Source organism: Pectobacterium sp. S5 (assembly GCF_051707265.1).
GTDB classification, from domain to species: domain Bacteria; phylum Pseudomonadota; class Gammaproteobacteria; order Enterobacterales; family Enterobacteriaceae; genus Pectobacterium; species Pectobacterium polare.
In genome coordinates this window covers 1885692-1902881 of the sequence record NZ_JAULSZ010000001.1, presented here as the reverse complement: position 1 = coordinate 1902881, position 17190 = coordinate 1885692, and the positions used below count along the sequence as shown (strand labels likewise).

The window sequence follows — 17190 nt, the reverse complement described above, 5'->3', positions numbered from 1 at the left end:
TTTTGATTTTCAGGTAACACGAACCCATCACGATTTTTATCAAATCATGACTAAAAAGCGTTCTCGGGGAGACGAACATTGAATTAGCATCGTTAAATGGCTAGTGGTGGATATATTCCTCCATTATTCTGTCTCCCAATCGTTAATAGGTTATTCCGTATTATCCGGGTTGATCTCAACCAGCTTTTCTATTCCGCGGTTCAGCGTTTTTAGCTTCGGAATAAATACGGTTTTGATAATGTCATGTGTGACATCACACGCTTCTTCAAAAAACGCGCTGTATTCATCACGGTGCCCGACAATATACAGCGAGCGCTTAATATTCAGCTGTTCCGGCATATGCGTCAGCACTTCTCTGGAGTGCGCAACGGATTGCAGGAAACTAAGCGGAGTGGTTACCGCCCAACCGATACCAGCCGCCACCATCGACGTTAAGGTATCCGCATTATCAAATTCGAGCATGTTCGGTACGCGGACATCGATGCGTCGCAGGTAACGCTCAATCTGCATCCCAATCTGCGAGTTTCGGTTAAAGCGCACCAGCGGCAGTGCTGAGGAAAGCTCGCGGATGTCTTCAACCGTTTTGATGCGTTTGCGGTAATCCGGTGGCGTGATAATGAAATAGCCTTCGGAAAACAGCTGATGACGCACCACGCTATCGCTGTCGATCAACGGGTCGCTGGTGACGATCAGATCCAGCTCGCGCCGCATTAACGCTTCACCCTGCTGCGGGCTAAGCCCGGTACGAATTAGCAACTGCGACGAACTCTTCATCAAACTCTTGGTAAACACCGAACCGCAGGTGATGGCAAACGAATCCACCAAGCCGATACGCAGGTCGGGCTTAATCCCTTTTCCTGCTTCTAGCACCTGTGCCTTGAGGTTCGCGATCTCCTCCGTCAGGATTTCTCCCCGGTTTTTCAACGCAATGCCGTAGGGCGTCAGGACAAAAGGGCGACGAGCCCGGTTAACCAATTTGACGCCGAAATCTTCTTCCAATAACCGGATCGTTTGCGAAATCGCTGAAGGCGTCAGGCCTAACCGCGTGGCGGCTGCCGTCATGCTTCCTGCTTCCGCCATCGTCACAAAAACATAGACGGCGTACATATCGATCGATTTATTGGCGGACACTGTGCGTTTAACCATGTGAGTTTGCCTACGCTGCAAGGTGAATGTCGTCGAAATATGAAGCGTTAGTCTATCTCATCTCGCTGACTACGACCTCGCTAACTGATGTCAGAATAGTCGGCTAACTTCAGAAAAAATACAGGTCGCGTCACTGATTAATTTTTTCTTATTTCTAGCTTTAGCGGATCTGAAGATATGAGTCTCATAGGTTGTTCTGCATGAAATAGCCCGGAGAAGGGCGAATGCACCCACCAAAGCTGGGCAGTCCTTTTCGGCGAATAAATAGTCACTATTGAGAAACGGTGAGTGAACAACATGTGATGAAAGGAACGAGGGGGACCCTGTCCACAATAGGGTAAAAAATGCGCCTGTATTTCAAAGGACTAAGTTAGGATGTTTCCCTTTAACAGTGTGTTGACACCTTTGTTACGATACGAAATACTCTCTTACTGATTTACATCGACTAGCGTGTGTTTCTTAATTTTTTACTCTAATTCAATGAGATAAATATAAAAACTGATTTCGCATTTCGCCCACTCTATTTACATGAGTGGCGGTTAAGTGCGGAAAAATTATGCCGAATTAATTGTTCTGATTACTGAGAAAACGACATGGCGGGATATTTCACCACGCTTGGCAGGTTTTCTCAAAAAATGACATAACGATATGTTAATTAAGGGATAAAAGAATTCCGTTTGTCGGCGTTCTTGCGTGTTTTGGATGGTTAAGGATGAGGGATATGGAGTGAAGCATTATCAAGTCAGAAGAATTAGCCTGCTTGCTGCCATTGTGACGCTGACAACAAGCTGTGCGACCTTGCATGATACGGGGCGCAGCTATGGAACAGCGATTGGTTGTATTGGCGGGGCTGCATTGGGCGGTGGCATTACCTATTTGGTGACGGGGGATGCCAAGAAAGCCGTGGCGGGGGGATTGTTAGGTGGTGCCGCAGGCTGTGCATTGGGGAACGTTTGGCAGAACCGTGAGGAAGCACTGGCAAAAATTGCTCAGGAAGAGAATATTGCGATTACAACGCGCGCGCTGCAATCTCAGGAAAAAAGCGGTACTGAAACCGTAGGACTGGTGGCTCAGGTTCAAGACAGCGGCATGTTCGATACTAATAGTGCGCAGCTTTCTACAGACGGTTTACGGCAGGTCAAAAAGATTGCTACAGCGATGAAAGAGGGCGATCAAAGCGGTGTCATTCTGGTAGTGGGACATACTGATGCTACCGGTAGTGCAGAATGGAATCAGCGTCTTTCAGAGCAACGCGCACAGAACGTCGGTCGGGTGCTTGAACAAGCTGGCCTGAGTGCACAAAAACTTTATTTCCAGGGGGCAGGATCTTCCCGTCCTGTGGCTGATAACGCTACGGTAACTGGGAGAACGTCAAACCGGCGAGTCGAAATTGTGGGGCTGGCAAATGAAACTCTGTTAAAGCAGCGACTTGAGCAGGAGGGCAGTAACCTCGCTTATCTGCGTTATGGCACGGTGGAGCAGGCTGCGTCTAAAACCAGTTCTTCTCCTGCATCAAATCGCAAGACGAAACCAGCGGCATCATCCTCAAATCGTAAAGCAGAACCTATCGGTAAAGCAGAAACACAGACTGTGGCGGTAACGCCATCAACAGTACCGCAGCCATCAGCCGCGAAGAAAGCCGCCGAGCCAGCCAATAGCAAGAACTTTGTTGATTTTGGCGGGCAGCCAGTCAATTCCTCCACGCCAGTTCTGGCTGCGGGTCTTAAGCCACGTAGCAGCGGGTTTAGCCTGATTCCACAAGCAAACGCCAGCAGCATGCTAAAAAGCTGTGTAGCAGATAATGTGCGCGTCAGTGGACAAGCCAAAAATCTGGCTAGCGGGAAAGCGGTTGAAACCCATGAAACCCGAGAATATCTGCCGGGCATGAACGGTCGGGCTTGGGCTGGGTTGGTGAATAACCATCTGGTCACGCTCTCACCTGTTAAGGTTCTGAGTGATAACGCCACGGTGGTGGAAAATCCGAAGGTGTATGTCACGCGCGATTACCAGTCCAAAGGTAACCGTAAAGCGGATGCACCATTAAATGCGGTGGCGAATGCGTGGGAAGGTGAAGATAGCATTCTGTATCGGGTTTATCTGCAAGATGAAACACAACAGGCACTTTCCTGCGTAGATTTACTGGTACCGAAAAAGGCCAGTAAGGCACAGCAAGGGCAGCTGTTCTACAGCAATCACAGCAAAGAGTACATCGCGAGCTACACTCCGACGCGTAGTTAATTAAAAGGTATTGATTCATGGAATTATTTCAAAGCATCGCTGAGGCGGTTTCGCTTTATCGCTACATTTTCTGGCCATTATTGGTGCTGATGACGTTGGTTCTGGTCTTCATCCGCTGGTGGGATCAGGTCAGTTACTTTTTCCTTAACATGATGAGCAGCATGCCACTTATCGGTCATGTATCCCGTTTGTCCCGTGCTAATGAACCGCGTCGTCAAGGTACGGGGAAACTGGCTTGGTATCCTGCAGAAGAGGCCATTTGCGCCAAATACTGGCAGTACTATAAAACGTCTAATCTGGATGCCGATTTTTACCTGCGCTGCGTTAACTACCTGAACAAGGTAGATGAGCGGGGCCGCAAACCGACAGGTGTAATCTTGTGGGGTTGCAGTGTGGTGTTAGTCCTTCTCGAAGCCTTTATTTTCGCGTTGGTGCTCTCGCCGTTTATCGCCAGCAACATTTCTGCCAATCAGGCCGAGTTCTCGGCGATTGTCATTTCTGTTCTGATTGGTGTGGTGTTAGTGCCAGCGACCCACCTGATGGGGTCCGAATTACATAAAAATACGCTGCTGAAAAAGATCCGTTACTGGTATTCAGAAGCCCGCCATAGCGGCTCTGCGAAAGGGTTGAGCAAGAACCCCGAAATTTCGCTGGAAAATACCCGTCTGGATGACAACGATCCAAACTATATCCAGATGTTGAACCGCGTAACACACAATGTTCATGTTAAGCCGCAGTATTGGGCAACGGCGGTCGCACTGGCACTGATTATTTTCTTCTCCGTGGGTGCTTATCTGGTCCGTGCGGCGACTATCAATGCCATGGATACACAGGCAGTGAACGGCTCGCCATTCTCACAGGTTGTTCAAACCAGTGAAGCTTCTCCGTTTGATCTGCCGTCGGGTGCGGTCGAGGACAATGCCAAAGCGGATACGCAGGCGTCACAAGAGATCACGGATAACCGTATATTCGCTTCCAAACTGACATTTATCATCCTGTCTGTCATTTTTGTTGGTGTGCAGCTGATTGGTATTTTGATTGGTATTTATCGCTCATTTGCCGGGATTGAATCCAAAGCGGCTGCGAAATATATCGGTAATTTCAGTGGTTCTGAGGAATTTGCGTCATGGCATGCCATGCGGCGTGAACGCGTGGAACGTGATGGGCAAGAAAAGCTAACCGCGTTGCAAAATCGTTTGATGATGAAGCGCACTAATAGCCAGAGTGAACCGCTTACCACGCTGCCGACATTTGATGATTACATCAGCGGCAAGTTGCGTGACAAAGCACGCTCTAACGCGGAGTTGAATGCGCATTTACAAGCGACAAACGAACCCGTACAGCCAGTGCCTGCTACTCAATCTGTTGCCGTTCAGCCCGTTGAGGTGGTTAGCCAGCCCGCAGCGCCGACAGCAACGGTCGCTGAATCTGTTCATGCTGCTCAGCCAGTCACTGCGGCGGCAGTAAATACGCCAGAGAGCGATGATGAGAAACAACGTATCCATGAACTGGGTGATTTGACGTTGTTCAGCGAGGAAGAGCTACAGCTGATTGCTGACGATCAGGAACTGTCGCTGGAGTCCTTGAAGAAACGTCAGCGCGTACAGGCGTTGCTGAATAAGGCGCGTCCGAAGGAGAACGTATGAGGACGCTACTCTCGCTGCTGCTACTGGGGATAACCTGTGTGGCGCAAGCCGCAGAACGTAACGATATCCCCAGTTGTTACAGTTTTGCCAAACTCGATCAGCATCGACCTGCGGATAGTGGCCGGGAATTGGTCCTGATTGTTGACCAGACAGTTAAAGTACCTGTTGACCTAAAAAAGTCAGTCTGGAATCAGGTCGTGCGCTATGTGCAACCTGGCGATCATGTTGTGATGTATCAGTTCTCGGCGTTGTTGCAGGATAACTACATGAAACGCGTGTTTGACGGCAAGCTGGAAATGCCGTTTATCGATCAGAAGGTGCGTAATAGCCTGGGTATGGACAGCCTGAAATCACTAGATGGTTGTCTTGTGCAGCAAAGGCAATTTTTTGCACAAAACATCGGGAAGAAAATGGCCGAAAGTTTCGCCGAAAGTGGGGATAACATCGCCAAAAGTGAGATTATGGATAGCCTTAAGCGCATTGGTGATGATCTAAAAGAGACCTCTGCTGCCAGCAAAACGATTCTGTTGGTGTCCGACATGCTGGAAAATAGCGATTTTGGCAGCTTTTACAGCAACAACAGTATCCGTTTGTTAGAGCCGGAAAAAGAGATGGCGCGTGCTGGGAAGCAAAATCTGGTGGCGGATTTTGCTGGGGCGAATGTGTATATCGCAGGGGCGGGGCTGATCGATACGGATTCGAAAAACAATTATCGATCCGGCAAGGTCATGCAGCAGCTTGAAGCCTTCTGGCGACAATATTTCGCGGCTTCGAAAGCTGCGCTGGTGAGTTTCGGTGCCCCTGAGTTGACAGTCGATCTGAAGTAATTTTTGTCCTACTGAACGGCGCTAATGTATGAATGACATTAGCGCCTTTTTTGTTCAGTTGATGACAGATTCCGCTTCTGGCTCGCTTCCCTTATGAAGAAGAAGTTAGGAAGTAAAGGTCATCACCTTATTTTACCTAACACATTGTTTTTACTGCGTGGTGAGAAGCAAGTCACGCTACTGGTGTTACTGTTCGAACGTGGCGTTCTGCCTGTTCACACATTTCCAGCAGTGCAGGAATCAGGTGCGCGGTGGCGTTGAGGCACGCGCCGAGCTGGCTGAGGCTTTCTTGTGGCAGTTCAACGTCATTTTGCAGTGTGTCGCCGAGGTAGTGCAGGCCGTGGCACAGGCCTTCAACTGATTCGGCGGCAATTGCGCCGAGATCGCAGAGCTGAACGTCATCTAACTGCGCGAAAGGCAGGCTGGCGATCAGGTCGCGGAAAATGGTAATGGTGCTGTCAGCGGGTGTGGCGTGAGTGTCCGTCATGGTCATTTTGTCCTTGAGATAATTAAGTTCGCCACCACACAAGGTTCCAAATTCGGGTGGTGACACAGACAGGATTGGAACCCCGGCTCTCAAGAAGACCGGTCAACCTTGCAGTTGCCCTGCCTGCGTCACCGTAAAGAGTGTGCACGCAGCCCCTGAAAAAACAAAGTGTTTTTCAGTCTTGAGAGGTTCGGGGTTCCAAGCCCGGCTGCGGATGTTGCCGCAGCACAGAGACTCTATTCCAACGACGAAAAACGTGAAATAGGGTGGATGGATTTACAGTGGAATTACAGCGCGTTTTGGAATGGTGCTCGCAGAAATGTCTGAAAGGCTTGTCGCTGGCAAACTGCGATACACGGGACGACCACAGGGGTGAGGCATCCCTGCGGGAACCTCCCCCTGTGTTTCCCCTAAAATGAGACGACTATGTTGCCTGTGAGCGCGGAAACGTGTTCTGTTTATTGAGCGGTATTTTATGGAACCCATCAGCTCAACACATGATAGCGATAAAGCATTTTCTCAAGGTCCTGTTTCATGCTGACAAAAAGCAGGATCTCGATGACGCGATGCTCTTCATCAACATCATATAAACAGCGAAAATCATCTTCTATCGAGAGGCGTTCACGTAGTGCGATTCCCTTATCAGATAATATTGCGTTGTGTCTGTAGCGGGCAGGATCTTGAGAAATGGCCTGTATGGATGATAAGAACAGGGATTCCGACCACGTAGCAGCTTGTTCAATGCCAATATAGTGAGATTTATAAGACTCAGCATCCTGCAAAGACCAGACAGCCGCGGGAGCGACTTTAATGGTGTACGAACTGGCCAAATTGACTCCTTGTTTTACGTTCTCGCTTCACGTAATTTTTGTAGGGCTTCCTCTGCGGACATTCCCTGACCGTTTTTAATTTCTTTCTTGGCCGTCATCACCAGCTTCAAGAGTGCGTTAGATTGTCTTTCTCTTTCTCTCTCCAGCAGTTCTGCTTCCCGTTCCGCCGCTGTTTGCACGAAGAGTTCTGCGGAGCCGTTTTTCGTTACATAAACCCCCCCCTGAAACAGTTCAGGGTTGCCAAGGCCTTCACGGGCCGACTTCTGAGACATTGTGGTCTTCATATCACATACCTTAATTAAAACAATATCTTATTGTGAATTTAGCTATAGGCGATAGACCCCTGCCATGTGGTATAGCGAGCACTTCCATCTTGCTATTGCCCGAGGGTAACAGAGTAATGATATCGTAGCCTACGTGTTAAAGTATAAATTTATGATAAATTTATACCCGCTTCAACCCCTCCCAGCTCAGCCCAAAACGTGCCAGATATTTACGCAGCCGATCGGCGTCGTTGGGCTTCTGTTTTTGCTGGCGTGAGACGGCGAACAGTCGTCGGCCAGCTTCGGAGAGCGAATTGGCGGTGCGGCAGACATCAAGCACGGTTTCAAGCTGGCGCTGCTCGAAGAGGTCGATGTTGGCGAGTTCAGGCGATAGGCTAGGTGAAAATGCGGTTGTCGGGGCATCGCTCTGCCAACTGGCCCGCAGGCGAGTGATTTCTTCCTCTACCAGTGCCACGGTGATACGCCCTTGTTCCGCCAACGTCGCCATACGGGCGATGGAGGAACCGAGTTCGCGGAAGTTGCCGCGCCATGCTGCCTGTGGCGAGCTGACAAAGGCGAGGTAGCGCTGGCGTGCGTCTTTATCGAAGCGGATCTGTGTTTGGTGATCGCGAGTGAAGCGCTGGAGTTCATACTCAATGTTCGGTTCGATATCTTCCCGACGTTCCGCCAGCCCCGGCAAAGGGAAGGTCCACATGTTGATACGGGCGTAGAGATCTTCACGGAATTTGCCTTGTGCGATCCACTCGCGCAGGTTGCGATGTGTGCCAGCAATGAGCTGGAAATTGCTGCTGACTTCTTTATCAGAACCAAACGGTAAAAAGCGTTTTTCTTCGATGGCCTTGAGCAGCATGGCCTGTTCATCCAGCCCGAGTTCGGCAATTTCATCCAGAAATAACATCCCGCCGTCTGCTTCACGTAAGAGTCCGGTTCTGGCCTGCAACGCGCCGGTAAACGCGCCTTTTACGTGGCCGAACAGTGTCGACATCGCATTGTCGCCGCGCAGCGTGGCGCAGTTAACCGCAACAAAGCGGCCGTTGACCAAGTGGCGGGACTGGCGTAGCTGATAGATACGCTGTGCCAGAAAGGATTTCCCCGCACCCGTTGGGCCGGTTAAGAGCATCGGTGCGGTGGAACGTAGTGCGACACGTTCAATCTGGTCGATCAGTGCATTAAACGTGGCATTACGCGTCTCGATGCCTGATTTCAGGAACGAGACAGAGCGCTCCTGCTCATGTTGGAATCGGCTGGTGAGGGTAGCATAGCGGCTGAGATCCAGATCGATGACAGAGTAGATGCCCTGCGGTGCCGGACGATCCGATTTCTCTCCCGGTGCAGTTTGCAGCAGTTTGGCTGGCAGGTAGCGAGCTTCGGTTAACAGGAACCAGCAAATCTGCACGACGTGGGTGCCGGTGGTGATGTGAACGAAATACTCTTCGTTCTCGGTATCGAACGGGTAGCGGCTCGCAAAGTCCAGAAAGGCGCTGTAGACCTCTTCCAGATTCCACGGGTCGCGCAGTTCAACGGCCTGAAGCGTGACCTGCGTGGCGGGTGACACTACGGCGATATCCTCTGCCACCTGCTGTGCCATCCCCTTGTTGCGAGACTGGTGCAGCAGTTCCAGACGGTCGACCGGAAAATCTGGCTGCTGGCACAGGCCGACGGTAGGCCGCCATTTCGTCCAGCGATTCTTCCGTTTTCCCCGTTTGTCCAGCGTGGTGCCCAGCACACCAATGACGACGCGACGCTTCATGCTATACCTTTTTATAAATTATTATCCTATGGGATAAATTTACCTGTTCTTTTATTTCGTTGCTAGTTCACGTGATAAATTTTTTATTTGTTAATTATCAATTAATTAAAATTATATTCTGTCGTTTTCAGAAAACTGGCACGTCTTTCGCTATATCTACAACGAACAATGACAAACATAGAGAATGAAAAATGGAAGAAATGAAAACGCAGGATTACGACATGATGTCGCCAGTGAATAGCGCACCGGTAAAAATGTGGACGCAGGGCGTGCCTGTGGAGCCGGAAGCTCGGGACCAACTGTTGAATACGGCCAAAATGCCGTTCATTTTTAAACATCTGGCGGTGATGCCGGATGTGCATCTGGGAAAAGGATCGACGATTGGTAGCGTGATCCCCACCCGTGGCGCAATTATCCCGGCGGCGGTCGGTGTGGATATCGGCTGTGGGATGATCGCGGTGCGTACGTCACTGGTTGCCAGCGACCTGCCGGATAACCTGATGGGGCTGCGTAGCGCGATTGAACAAGCGGTGCCGCACGGACGTAGCGTAACGCGTTCCAAACGTGATGTCGGTTCCTGGCAGAATCCGCCGCAGACGGTGGATGCGCACTGGTCACTGCTGGAACCGCGTTTTAAACGTTTGACGGATAAATATCCGCAGTTGCTGAAAACCAACAACTATCAGCATCTGGGAACGTTAGGGACGGGTAACCACTTTATCGAAATCTGTCTGGATGAAGTGGATCGCGTGTGGGTGATGTTGCATAGCGGGTCGCGTGGTGTGGGGAACGCGATTGGGTCGCTGTTCATCAAGCTGGCGCAGGAAGATATGCAGCAGCACATTGCGAATCTGCCGGACCGTAATCTGGCGTATTTCGAGGAAGGTAGCCTGCACTTTGACGATTACATTGAAGCGGTGGAGTGGGCGCAGGATTTTGCTCGTCATAACCGTGAAGTGATGATGTCGCATACGCTGGCGGCGCTGTCCCGAATTGTGACGAAGCCATTTACCACCCAGCAGGAAGGCGTGAACTGCCACCATAACTATGTGCAGCGTGAAACGCACTTTGGTGAATCGGTGCTGATTACACGTAAAGGGGCGGTGTCGGCGCAGAAAGGGCAGATGGGGATTATTCCAGGGTCGATGGGCGCGAAGAGCTTTATCGTGCGCGGATTGGGGAACGAAGAGAGTTTCTGTTCCTGTAGCCACGGCGCGGGGAGAACCATGAGCCGTACCGCCGCGAAAAAACGCTTCACGGTAGAAGATCAGATTCGCGCGACTGCACACGTCGAATGCAGAAAAGACAGCGACGTTATCGATGAAATTCCGATGGCGTACAAAGATATCGATAAGGTGATGGCGGCACAGTCATCGCTGGTGGAAATTGTGCATACGCTGCGTCAGGTGGTGTGTGTGAAAGGATAAGATCATGATGGAACACGATTATCGCGTCGATGCAGCCATGCGAACGCGGGTGAAATTAGTCTTGCAGGATGTAGAAGAACGCTATCAGGTGAAGGTGCTTTATGCCTGTGAATCGGGTAGCCGTGGCTGGGGATTTTCGTCCCCAGATAGCGATTATGATGTGCGTTTTCTCTACGTGCATCGGCCAGAGTGGTATCTGCGCGTTGAGCCGCAGCGCGATGTGATAGAGCTGCCCATCGACGATGAACTGGACGTTTGCGGTTGGGAATGGCGTAAAGCGCTTGGCCTGCTCAAGCGGGCTAACCCGACGCTGATCGAGTGGCTAGATTCGCCCGTTGTCTATCAGGAGGATCGGGAAACGACGTCTGACCTACGGGCAGCGGTGCCGACGTGGTTCTCTCCGTCCAAGGCGCGCTGGCACTATCTGTCGATGGCGCGCAAGAACTTTCGCGGTTATCTGCAAGACGAAACGGTGCGCCTCAAAAAGTATTTTTACGTCCTGCGTCCGCTGTTGGCGGTACGCTGGATAGAGGCAGGCAAGGGTATGCCGCCCATGCGTTTTTCGCAGTTGCTTGCAGGAACGGTAGGCGACCCATATCTGCTGGCTGAAATCCATCAGTTGCTGGAGATCAAACAGCGTTCGGGTGAGGCGGAATACGGCCCGCGCCGGGAGGCGATCCACGCGTTCATCACGAAAATGCTGAACGATGCTGATAACCCTGTTGTGTTATCAGACAGTCAGTCTGTTGACGATACGATGCTGGATGCACTGCTGTATCGGACGGTGATGGCGTAAGCATTGATATGGAAGCGAAAAAAGAGAAGGTGAGGGATATGGCATCGTACAATTTGCTCCTGCAACAGTTGGAAAAGCTGGTGGCTTTGCCAGATAACTATTATCGGCCCGCGCAGGCTGATGCACTGGGTTCGGCGTCACACCTGATAACGCTCACGCGTCACTATAACGGGCATATTCGGCAGCGTGCGGTGCTGTGTCTGGGCTTCATGGACGAGGTCTCGGCATTACCAGCGCTGATTGAACGGGTGAATGATTGGGCTGAACCGGTACGCCGCGCGGCTAAACAGAGTGTGCGACTGCTGTTAACGCCGAATAACACCGCGTCTTTTGTCGCCAATTTGCCTGCCATTTTCTGGCTGTTGCAGTGCCAGCGAGAAGATCATCAGCCGCTGGTGGATGAGATCGTGAACTTTCTGGCCGAGGAGGCGCACGCGCCGTCGCTATTCGCGGGGTTGTGTTCGGAAGACAAAACCGTCGCCCGATTATCACTGGATATTCTGGCTGAGCGTGAGCGATTCCCGTTGAAGCAGATCTTTGGTCAGGCGATGTTGCATCGCGATCCGTTAGTCAGAGCGAACGCGGCGCGGTATCTGCTCAGTGCGGGCAAGGATGTCGATCACGACGTGTTGACCATTCTGTTGAAAGACTCGTTCGCACCCATCAAGCAGGTGGCGTTGCAGTATGTGATAGACAATGCGTTCCCCGTGTCTGATCCTCAACTGATTGCCTTACTGTTTGATAAGAATGCATTGGTGCGTCAGCGCGCCTCAGCGCTACTGCGCGAACGAAACGGCGATCCGGTTGCGCATTATCTTGCTGCACTGGATCGGGCGAGTACCGTTACAGTGCGCAAAATCACGCTCTGGGGGCTGGATGAACATCGCTATGACGGCATTGCGGCGCTGGCGGATCACAATCTGGACGAGCGCTATCCCAGCCTCTACTACAGTGCTCTGCGCATTCTCATTCTGCGCACGGGTGATGACGCGCGTGAGCAGCTGTTGGCCTCTCTGCGTCACCCCTCGCTGGCTATTGCGAAGGTTGCGCGGAAGCTGTTTTACCAGCAGAAAATTTATCTGTCGCTGCCTGAGCTTCAACGTTGTCTGGAAAGTGCGTCTTCCAGAGAACACGCCGAGGTGTACTACTTTCTAGCGCACAAGCTGAATAAATGGGATTGGCTGATTTTCCTGTTGGATAACGCTAAGCCAGAGAATACGGCACTAACGCAGGCTAGCGTGGCGAGCTGGGTACAGCGGTTCAACCGTTCGGGCATGCTGCCGAATACCCGGCAGCAGGCGCGTTTGCGGATGCTGCTTGATGAAAATCCGCACGTCATCTCGCGCGACAGCCCCTATATCGCCCTGTTTTTGTATAGTTGATTTGTCGCTTTTACCCACGTCCCAAAAAAATATGCTCACGGTGGTATGCCATCTGTGACAGGTTTGGCGGGTAGGTGTCTGGCACGTGGATTTGTTTGCCTTCGTACTGGGCGAAGTTGACGTCGCTGATGGTGCTTTTCAGCTTTTTGATGCGTGGAGAAAGCAGCATTTCCAGCGAATCATTGAAGCTGATGAGTCCCATATCAAAGGCTTTGTCGTGCAGGTTGGACAGGCAGAGACCGTTACTGGGATCGAGGCGATATTCTGCCGCCATTTTCCACGGTTGAATATGGCTGGCGACCAGTAGCGCGTGTTCTTCCAATCCGGTAACGCAGCAGCGTTCGCCGTAGTTGCTGAGCACGCGTTTGCGGAACAGCTGCTGCCCAATGCGCGTTTTTACCTGTGTAAGGCGCTCGCCGCCGTGATAATCAGGGATTTCGCTGTCGTTGGCTTGGAACGGAGAGGGGGCTGTTGTCGCTTCCGCCACTCCTGCTTCGAGCGATACCATCGCTTGTTGGCACTGCTGTTCAAATAACTCGGGGTTGCTGTCCATCTCCTGCCACAGCGCGCGGTCAGCGTTGGAGGCTCCACTCAAGCCTTTTCGGCCAGAATCGATAATCACCGGATCGAGACTGGCAAAATTAGACAGTTTCATTGCCAGTGCGGAAGGCGTGCGGTTAATCAACTCGGCGTAGCGAATGATGGTTTTATTCTGCTTATCGAATTTGCTAAATGGTATCTGACTGTACAGGGTGAAGGCGATCAATAACTGATCTCGCGTCCAATGGTTGGTGGCAGCCATACGTGTGTCGTCCGTTCGTTAGCGCATTCGGTTAGTGATAGCGCTAACTATGCCAGGTCAGCTCGTAAAATGCATGTGCTTGCCTCCGGCTGGATAATTGGTGCGGGCTGCGCTAACGTTCTGACAGCCTTCCTATCATGATGCGAGAGACTATGTCCCGTTCTTCCATTCCCTTGTTTCGTCCCCTGTGCGCCTTGGCTCTGCTGGTGCTCGCGGGCTGTGCCAGCAAGACTGCGACGACGCCGGAATCGCGGCCTGCGGATGTTCGTGCCCAGCTACTCAAGCTATTGCCGGACAACGTGAAAGATCGCCAAGGCTGGGCGACCGATATCGCCACGGCGTTCACCACGCAGGGGCTCGATCCCAGCAATGAAAACCTGTGTTCGGTACTGGCCGTAACCGAGCAGGAATCGACGTTTAATGCCGATCCGCAGGTGCCGAATTTGTCGAAAATCGCCTGGCAGGAGATCGACCGCCGCGCGGAGCAGGTTCATGTTCCGGCATTTCTGGTGCGTACCGCACTGCTCATCAAATCCCCTAACGGAAAAAGCTACAGCGAGCGGCTTGATAAGGTACGCACAGAAAAAGAGCTTAGCGCGATCTTTGATGATTTTATCGACATGGTGCCGATGGGGCAGACGCTGTTCGGTCGGTTGAATCCGGTACATACCGGCGGGCCGATGCAGGTGAGCATCGCGTTTGCGGAAGCTAACGCGAAGGGCTATCCGTATACCTTGGACGGCACGATTCGTCAGGCGGTGTTTAGCCGTCGTGGCGGGATATACTTTGGCATCAAACACCTGCTGGGCTATCCGGCGAATTATCCGCAGTCGATATACCGATTCGCGGATTTTAACGCAGGGTGGTATGCCAGCCGAAATGCAGCGTTCCAGCGTGCCGTGAGCCGTCTGACAGGGATCAAGCTGGCGCTGGACGGTGATTTAATCAACTACGGTTCGGATAAAGCCAGCGCTACGGAGCTGGCGGTTCGCGCATTGGGGAAACGGTTGGACATGAGTGACAGCGCCATTCGTCGTGCGCTGGAGAAAGGCAATAGCCTCGATTTTGAAGACACCAGCCTGTATGAGCGCGTCTTTGCGCTGGCAGATAAGTCGGGCGCGAAGGCGCCGCGCGCCATCCTGCCGGGAATCACGCTGGAAAGCCCGAAAATCACGCGTAAACTCACCACGGCGTGGTTTGCTAATCGGGTCGACGAGCGTCGGCAGCGGTGTTTGGCAAGGGCTAAATAGGCAACGCCCTCCACCGAGGGCGTTGCTGTCATTCGCTGCAATTAGTGCGTCAAACCGGCCACTGGCTGAGTTTGATGCCGCGTTCTTGCGCGTTCTCGCGGAAATCCTCCAGCATCGTGCGGACATCGGGGTCGATGTAGTCGGCGTTGTCGTGTTCGACAATCACGACGCTGTTGGCGGGGATCTTGTTGAGCAAGCCTTGCAGACGCGGGTTGTGTACAAACGTCAGGTTCTGCTGAAAGCTCAGGACAAAGTGATCGCCGTAGCGCGTGAGCTGCATCGCGTTGCGGTGGCTTTTGTAAATGCTGAAGGCCAGCTGGGTCACGATACCAATTCCGATGCCTGCCAGCATCCCAAACACGATGATCCCGACAACGGTCGCGGCGAAAGGTACGAACTGTTGTAAACCCTGACGCCACAGCAGCAGGAACTGTTGCGGAGAAGCCAGCTTATAGCCGGTGTACAGCAACACGGCTGCCAGACTGGCAAGCGGGATGACGTTGAGCAAATCGGTCATAAACAGGCCGCAGAGTAGTAGCAGCACGCCGTGCAGCAGGATGGAAAATTTGGTACGCGCGCCGGCGTTGACGTTGACGGAGCTGCGCACGATCACGGCAGTGATTGGCAATCCGCCCAGAAAACCGCTGAGCATGTTCCCGATACCTTGCGCACGCATCTCTTTATCCGGCGAAGGCGCAGGGTGCTGCGGTCGAATTTTCTTCAGCGCTTCCTGACTTAACAACGTTTCCAGGCTCGCCACCAGCGCTAAGGTCACCGCGACGAAATAAACCGCCGGGTTCTTCCACGCCTGCCAGTCAGGACGCGTCATTTCCCCCATCAGTTGTTCCAGACTGCCAAATTCCGGCAGGACAATACGCGGCAGGTTATCGACCATCTCGGTAGACAGGCGCTCGCCGTAGACGGTAAAGAGTCCGCCAAAGAGCACGGCGACCAGCGGGCCGGGAAGCCAGCTAAAGGCGCTGATTTTCTGCACGGGCTTGGTGGTCCAGAGCCAAAGAATCGCCAGCCCGACCAGACAGACGGTCAGCGCGCTGGCGGAGAATCCAGGTTCGGAGGCGTCGAAGAGCGATTTCAGATCGTCCTCACCGTCCGATCCGAAGGCGAGCGGGATTTGCTGCATAATCAGCAGAATGCCGATAGCAGACAGCATACCTTTAATCACGGTGCCGGGGATGAGCGTAATGAAACGCCCGGCGCGTAGCAGGCCCATAATGCATTGCAGCACGCCTGCGAGCATGATCGCCAATAGCAATGCCGAAAACGATCCCAGGCTGGCGATAGAGCCGGAGACGATAGTAACCAGACCGGCGGCAGGGCCGCTGACGGCGTAGCGAGATGGACTGAACAGGGTGACAACGATACCGCCGACGACGCCGGTCAGCAGACCGACAAAAGGAGGAAGACCACTGGCCTGCGCGATACCGAGGCTCAGTGGCAGGGCAACAAGGAAGACGACGAGCCCCGCGGGGATATCATGTCGGAGTGTGCTCAGATTCATGGGGATGCCTCCTGTTTCTGGGCGTGACGGTGGATGAGTTCTTTTAGATGACCGCTATGCAGGTCGTAGACACAGCCGAAAACATCAAGCTCGACGCCATTGCGCCAGGCTTTTTGCACCGGTTCACAGGCGATCAGGTGGGCGAACTGTGCCAGCACGTTGGCTTCCACCAGTTGATTCTGGCGCGTGCTTTCATCGGCATCGCTATCTTGCGAGGCGGCAATATGCGGTGAAAGCGCCTGACGAAGATCCGTGATGCGGCGGGAAAGGGCGGAATCCTCCTGAGCGAGCCCCATTTCGGGTAGGTTCACCGCCGCCTGAACACCGCCACAGCCATAGTGGCCGCAGAGCACGATGCGGGAAACATGCAGGTATTCGAGGGCATATTGCAGCACACTCATGAAATTATCGTCGTCTGCCACCACCATATTCGCGATGTTGCGGTGAACAAAAAGCTCGCCGGGAGCGGAACCCGTCAGCACTTCGGCAGGGACACGACTGTCTGAACAGCCGATCCAGAGTGAGTGGGGCGTCTGGCCCTGCGTGTGCTTTCTGAAATAGTGGGGATGGCGCTGGCGACGCAACGTGGCCCAACTGCGGTTTTTGGCTAATAGGGGTTTTAATGTCGTCAAATTAAACTCTCTCTTTAGAAAACACAGGGGTATTTCCCGCCCAGTTGGGAAGGGAAACGGGATCATTAATTATTAGCCTTCACTTAATTAAGTTAGGCATAATTAAATTTAGTTCTGGTGTTTTCTAAATTGTGATGCTTATTGAGATTTTTCTTATATTTTCATTTGTTATTT

General features: G+C 52.4%; 15 protein-coding genes. 7 read left to right on the top strand and 8 right to left on the bottom strand.

Annotated features, from left to right (window positions below; translation table 11 throughout):
- Positions 1 to 150 precede the first annotated feature (150 nt).
- Positions 151 to 1146, bottom strand: a complete 996-nt coding sequence (locus QWJ20_RS08560; protein WP_039470483.1) for a LysR family transcriptional regulator — start codon at positions 1144 to 1146, stop codon at positions 151 to 153.
- Positions 1147 to 1872: 726 nt separating this feature from the next.
- Here QWJ20_RS08560 and QWJ20_RS08555 point away from each other — a divergent pair.
- Genes QWJ20_RS08555 through QWJ20_RS08545 form a run of 3 tightly spaced genes read left to right on the top strand, consistent with a single transcriptional unit; the run spans position 1873 to position 5857 of the window.
- Positions 1873 to 3384, top strand: coding sequence for an OmpA family protein (locus tag QWJ20_RS08555; RefSeq protein WP_109410612.1), 1512 nt, complete (start codon positions 1873 to 1875; stop codon positions 3382 to 3384).
- Between the two features lie 17 nt (positions 3385 to 3401).
- Positions 3402 to 5030 carry a hypothetical protein gene (locus QWJ20_RS08550; protein ID WP_433992290.1) on the top strand — a complete coding sequence of 543 codons (1629 nt, stop codon included), beginning with the start codon at positions 3402 to 3404 and terminating at the stop codon, positions 5028 to 5030.
- Positions 5027 to 5857, top strand: a complete 831-nt coding sequence (locus QWJ20_RS08545) for a hypothetical protein (protein WP_109410614.1) — start codon at positions 5027 to 5029, stop codon at positions 5855 to 5857. The genes QWJ20_RS08550 and QWJ20_RS08545 overlap by 4 nt, the downstream gene beginning before the upstream one ends.
- A 172-nt stretch (positions 5858 to 6029) precedes the next feature.
- On the opposite strand, the gene QWJ20_RS08540 is transcribed toward QWJ20_RS08545, so the two are convergent.
- From QWJ20_RS08540 to rtcR, 4 genes are all read right to left on the bottom strand, one after another.
- Complete coding sequence (locus tag QWJ20_RS08540; protein ID WP_095701437.1) at positions 6030 to 6344, bottom strand: hypothetical protein; 315 nt, start codon at positions 6342 to 6344, stop codon at positions 6030 to 6032.
- Positions 6345 to 6829: 485 nt separating this feature from the next.
- Positions 6830 to 7174, bottom strand: coding sequence for a hypothetical protein (locus QWJ20_RS08535; protein WP_109410615.1), 345 nt, complete (start codon positions 7172 to 7174; stop codon positions 6830 to 6832).
- 14 nt (positions 7175 to 7188) lie between these two features.
- A complete protein-coding gene (locus tag QWJ20_RS08530) occupies positions 7189 to 7458 on the bottom strand; it encodes a hypothetical protein (protein WP_039462890.1) in 270 nt (89 codons plus the stop codon).
- Positions 7459 to 7618: 160 nt separating this feature from the next.
- On the bottom strand, positions 7619 to 9208 hold the full coding sequence (rtcR, locus tag QWJ20_RS08525; RefSeq protein WP_433992289.1) for an RNA repair transcriptional activator RtcR: 1590 nt from the start codon (positions 9206 to 9208) through the stop codon (positions 7619 to 7621).
- A gap of 191 nt (positions 9209 to 9399) precedes the next feature.
- Here rtcR and QWJ20_RS08520 point away from each other — a divergent pair, with 191 nt between their 5' ends.
- The 3 genes from QWJ20_RS08520 to QWJ20_RS08510 are packed head-to-tail and all read left to right on the top strand — an operon-like array spanning position 9400 to position 12813.
- On the top strand, positions 9400 to 10635 hold the full coding sequence (locus QWJ20_RS08520; protein WP_161502920.1) for an RtcB family protein: 1236 nt from the start codon (positions 9400 to 9402) through the stop codon (positions 10633 to 10635).
- Positions 10636 to 10639: 4 nt separating this feature from the next.
- Positions 10640 to 11431 (top strand): nucleotidyltransferase domain-containing protein, encoded by a 792-nt coding sequence (locus QWJ20_RS08515; RefSeq protein ID WP_433992288.1) that lies wholly within the window; start codon positions 10640 to 10642, stop codon positions 11429 to 11431.
- 38 nt (positions 11432 to 11469) lie between these two features.
- A complete protein-coding gene (locus QWJ20_RS08510) occupies positions 11470 to 12813 on the top strand; it encodes a HEAT repeat domain-containing protein (RefSeq protein ID WP_433992287.1) in 1344 nt (447 codons plus the stop codon).
- Between the two features lie 10 nt (positions 12814 to 12823).
- Here the strand turns inward: QWJ20_RS08510 and QWJ20_RS08505 are convergent, their stop codons facing one another.
- Positions 12824 to 13615 carry an HNH endonuclease gene (locus QWJ20_RS08505; protein ID WP_433992286.1) on the bottom strand — a complete coding sequence of 264 codons (792 nt, stop codon included), beginning with the start codon at positions 13613 to 13615 and terminating at the stop codon, positions 12824 to 12826.
- A 152-nt stretch (positions 13616 to 13767) separates the two neighbouring features.
- On the opposite strand from QWJ20_RS08505, the gene QWJ20_RS08500 reads away from it, so the two are divergent.
- Positions 13768 to 14865 carry a DUF1615 domain-containing protein gene (locus QWJ20_RS08500; RefSeq protein WP_433992285.1) on the top strand — a complete coding sequence of 366 codons (1098 nt, stop codon included), beginning with the start codon at positions 13768 to 13770 and terminating at the stop codon, positions 14863 to 14865.
- Between the two features lie 49 nt (positions 14866 to 14914).
- On the opposite strand, the gene QWJ20_RS08495 is transcribed toward QWJ20_RS08500, so the two are convergent.
- Together QWJ20_RS08495 and QWJ20_RS08490 are read right to left on the bottom strand one after the other, a co-directional pair.
- On the bottom strand, positions 14915 to 16384 hold the full coding sequence (locus QWJ20_RS08495) for a SulP family inorganic anion transporter (RefSeq protein WP_433992284.1): 1470 nt from the start codon (positions 16382 to 16384) through the stop codon (positions 14915 to 14917).
- Positions 16381 to 17016, bottom strand: a complete 636-nt coding sequence (locus QWJ20_RS08490) for a carbonic anhydrase (protein WP_010285276.1) — start codon at positions 17014 to 17016, stop codon at positions 16381 to 16383. The genes QWJ20_RS08495 and QWJ20_RS08490 overlap by 4 nt, the downstream gene beginning before the upstream one ends.
- Between the last annotated feature and the right edge of the window lie 174 nt (positions 17017 to 17190).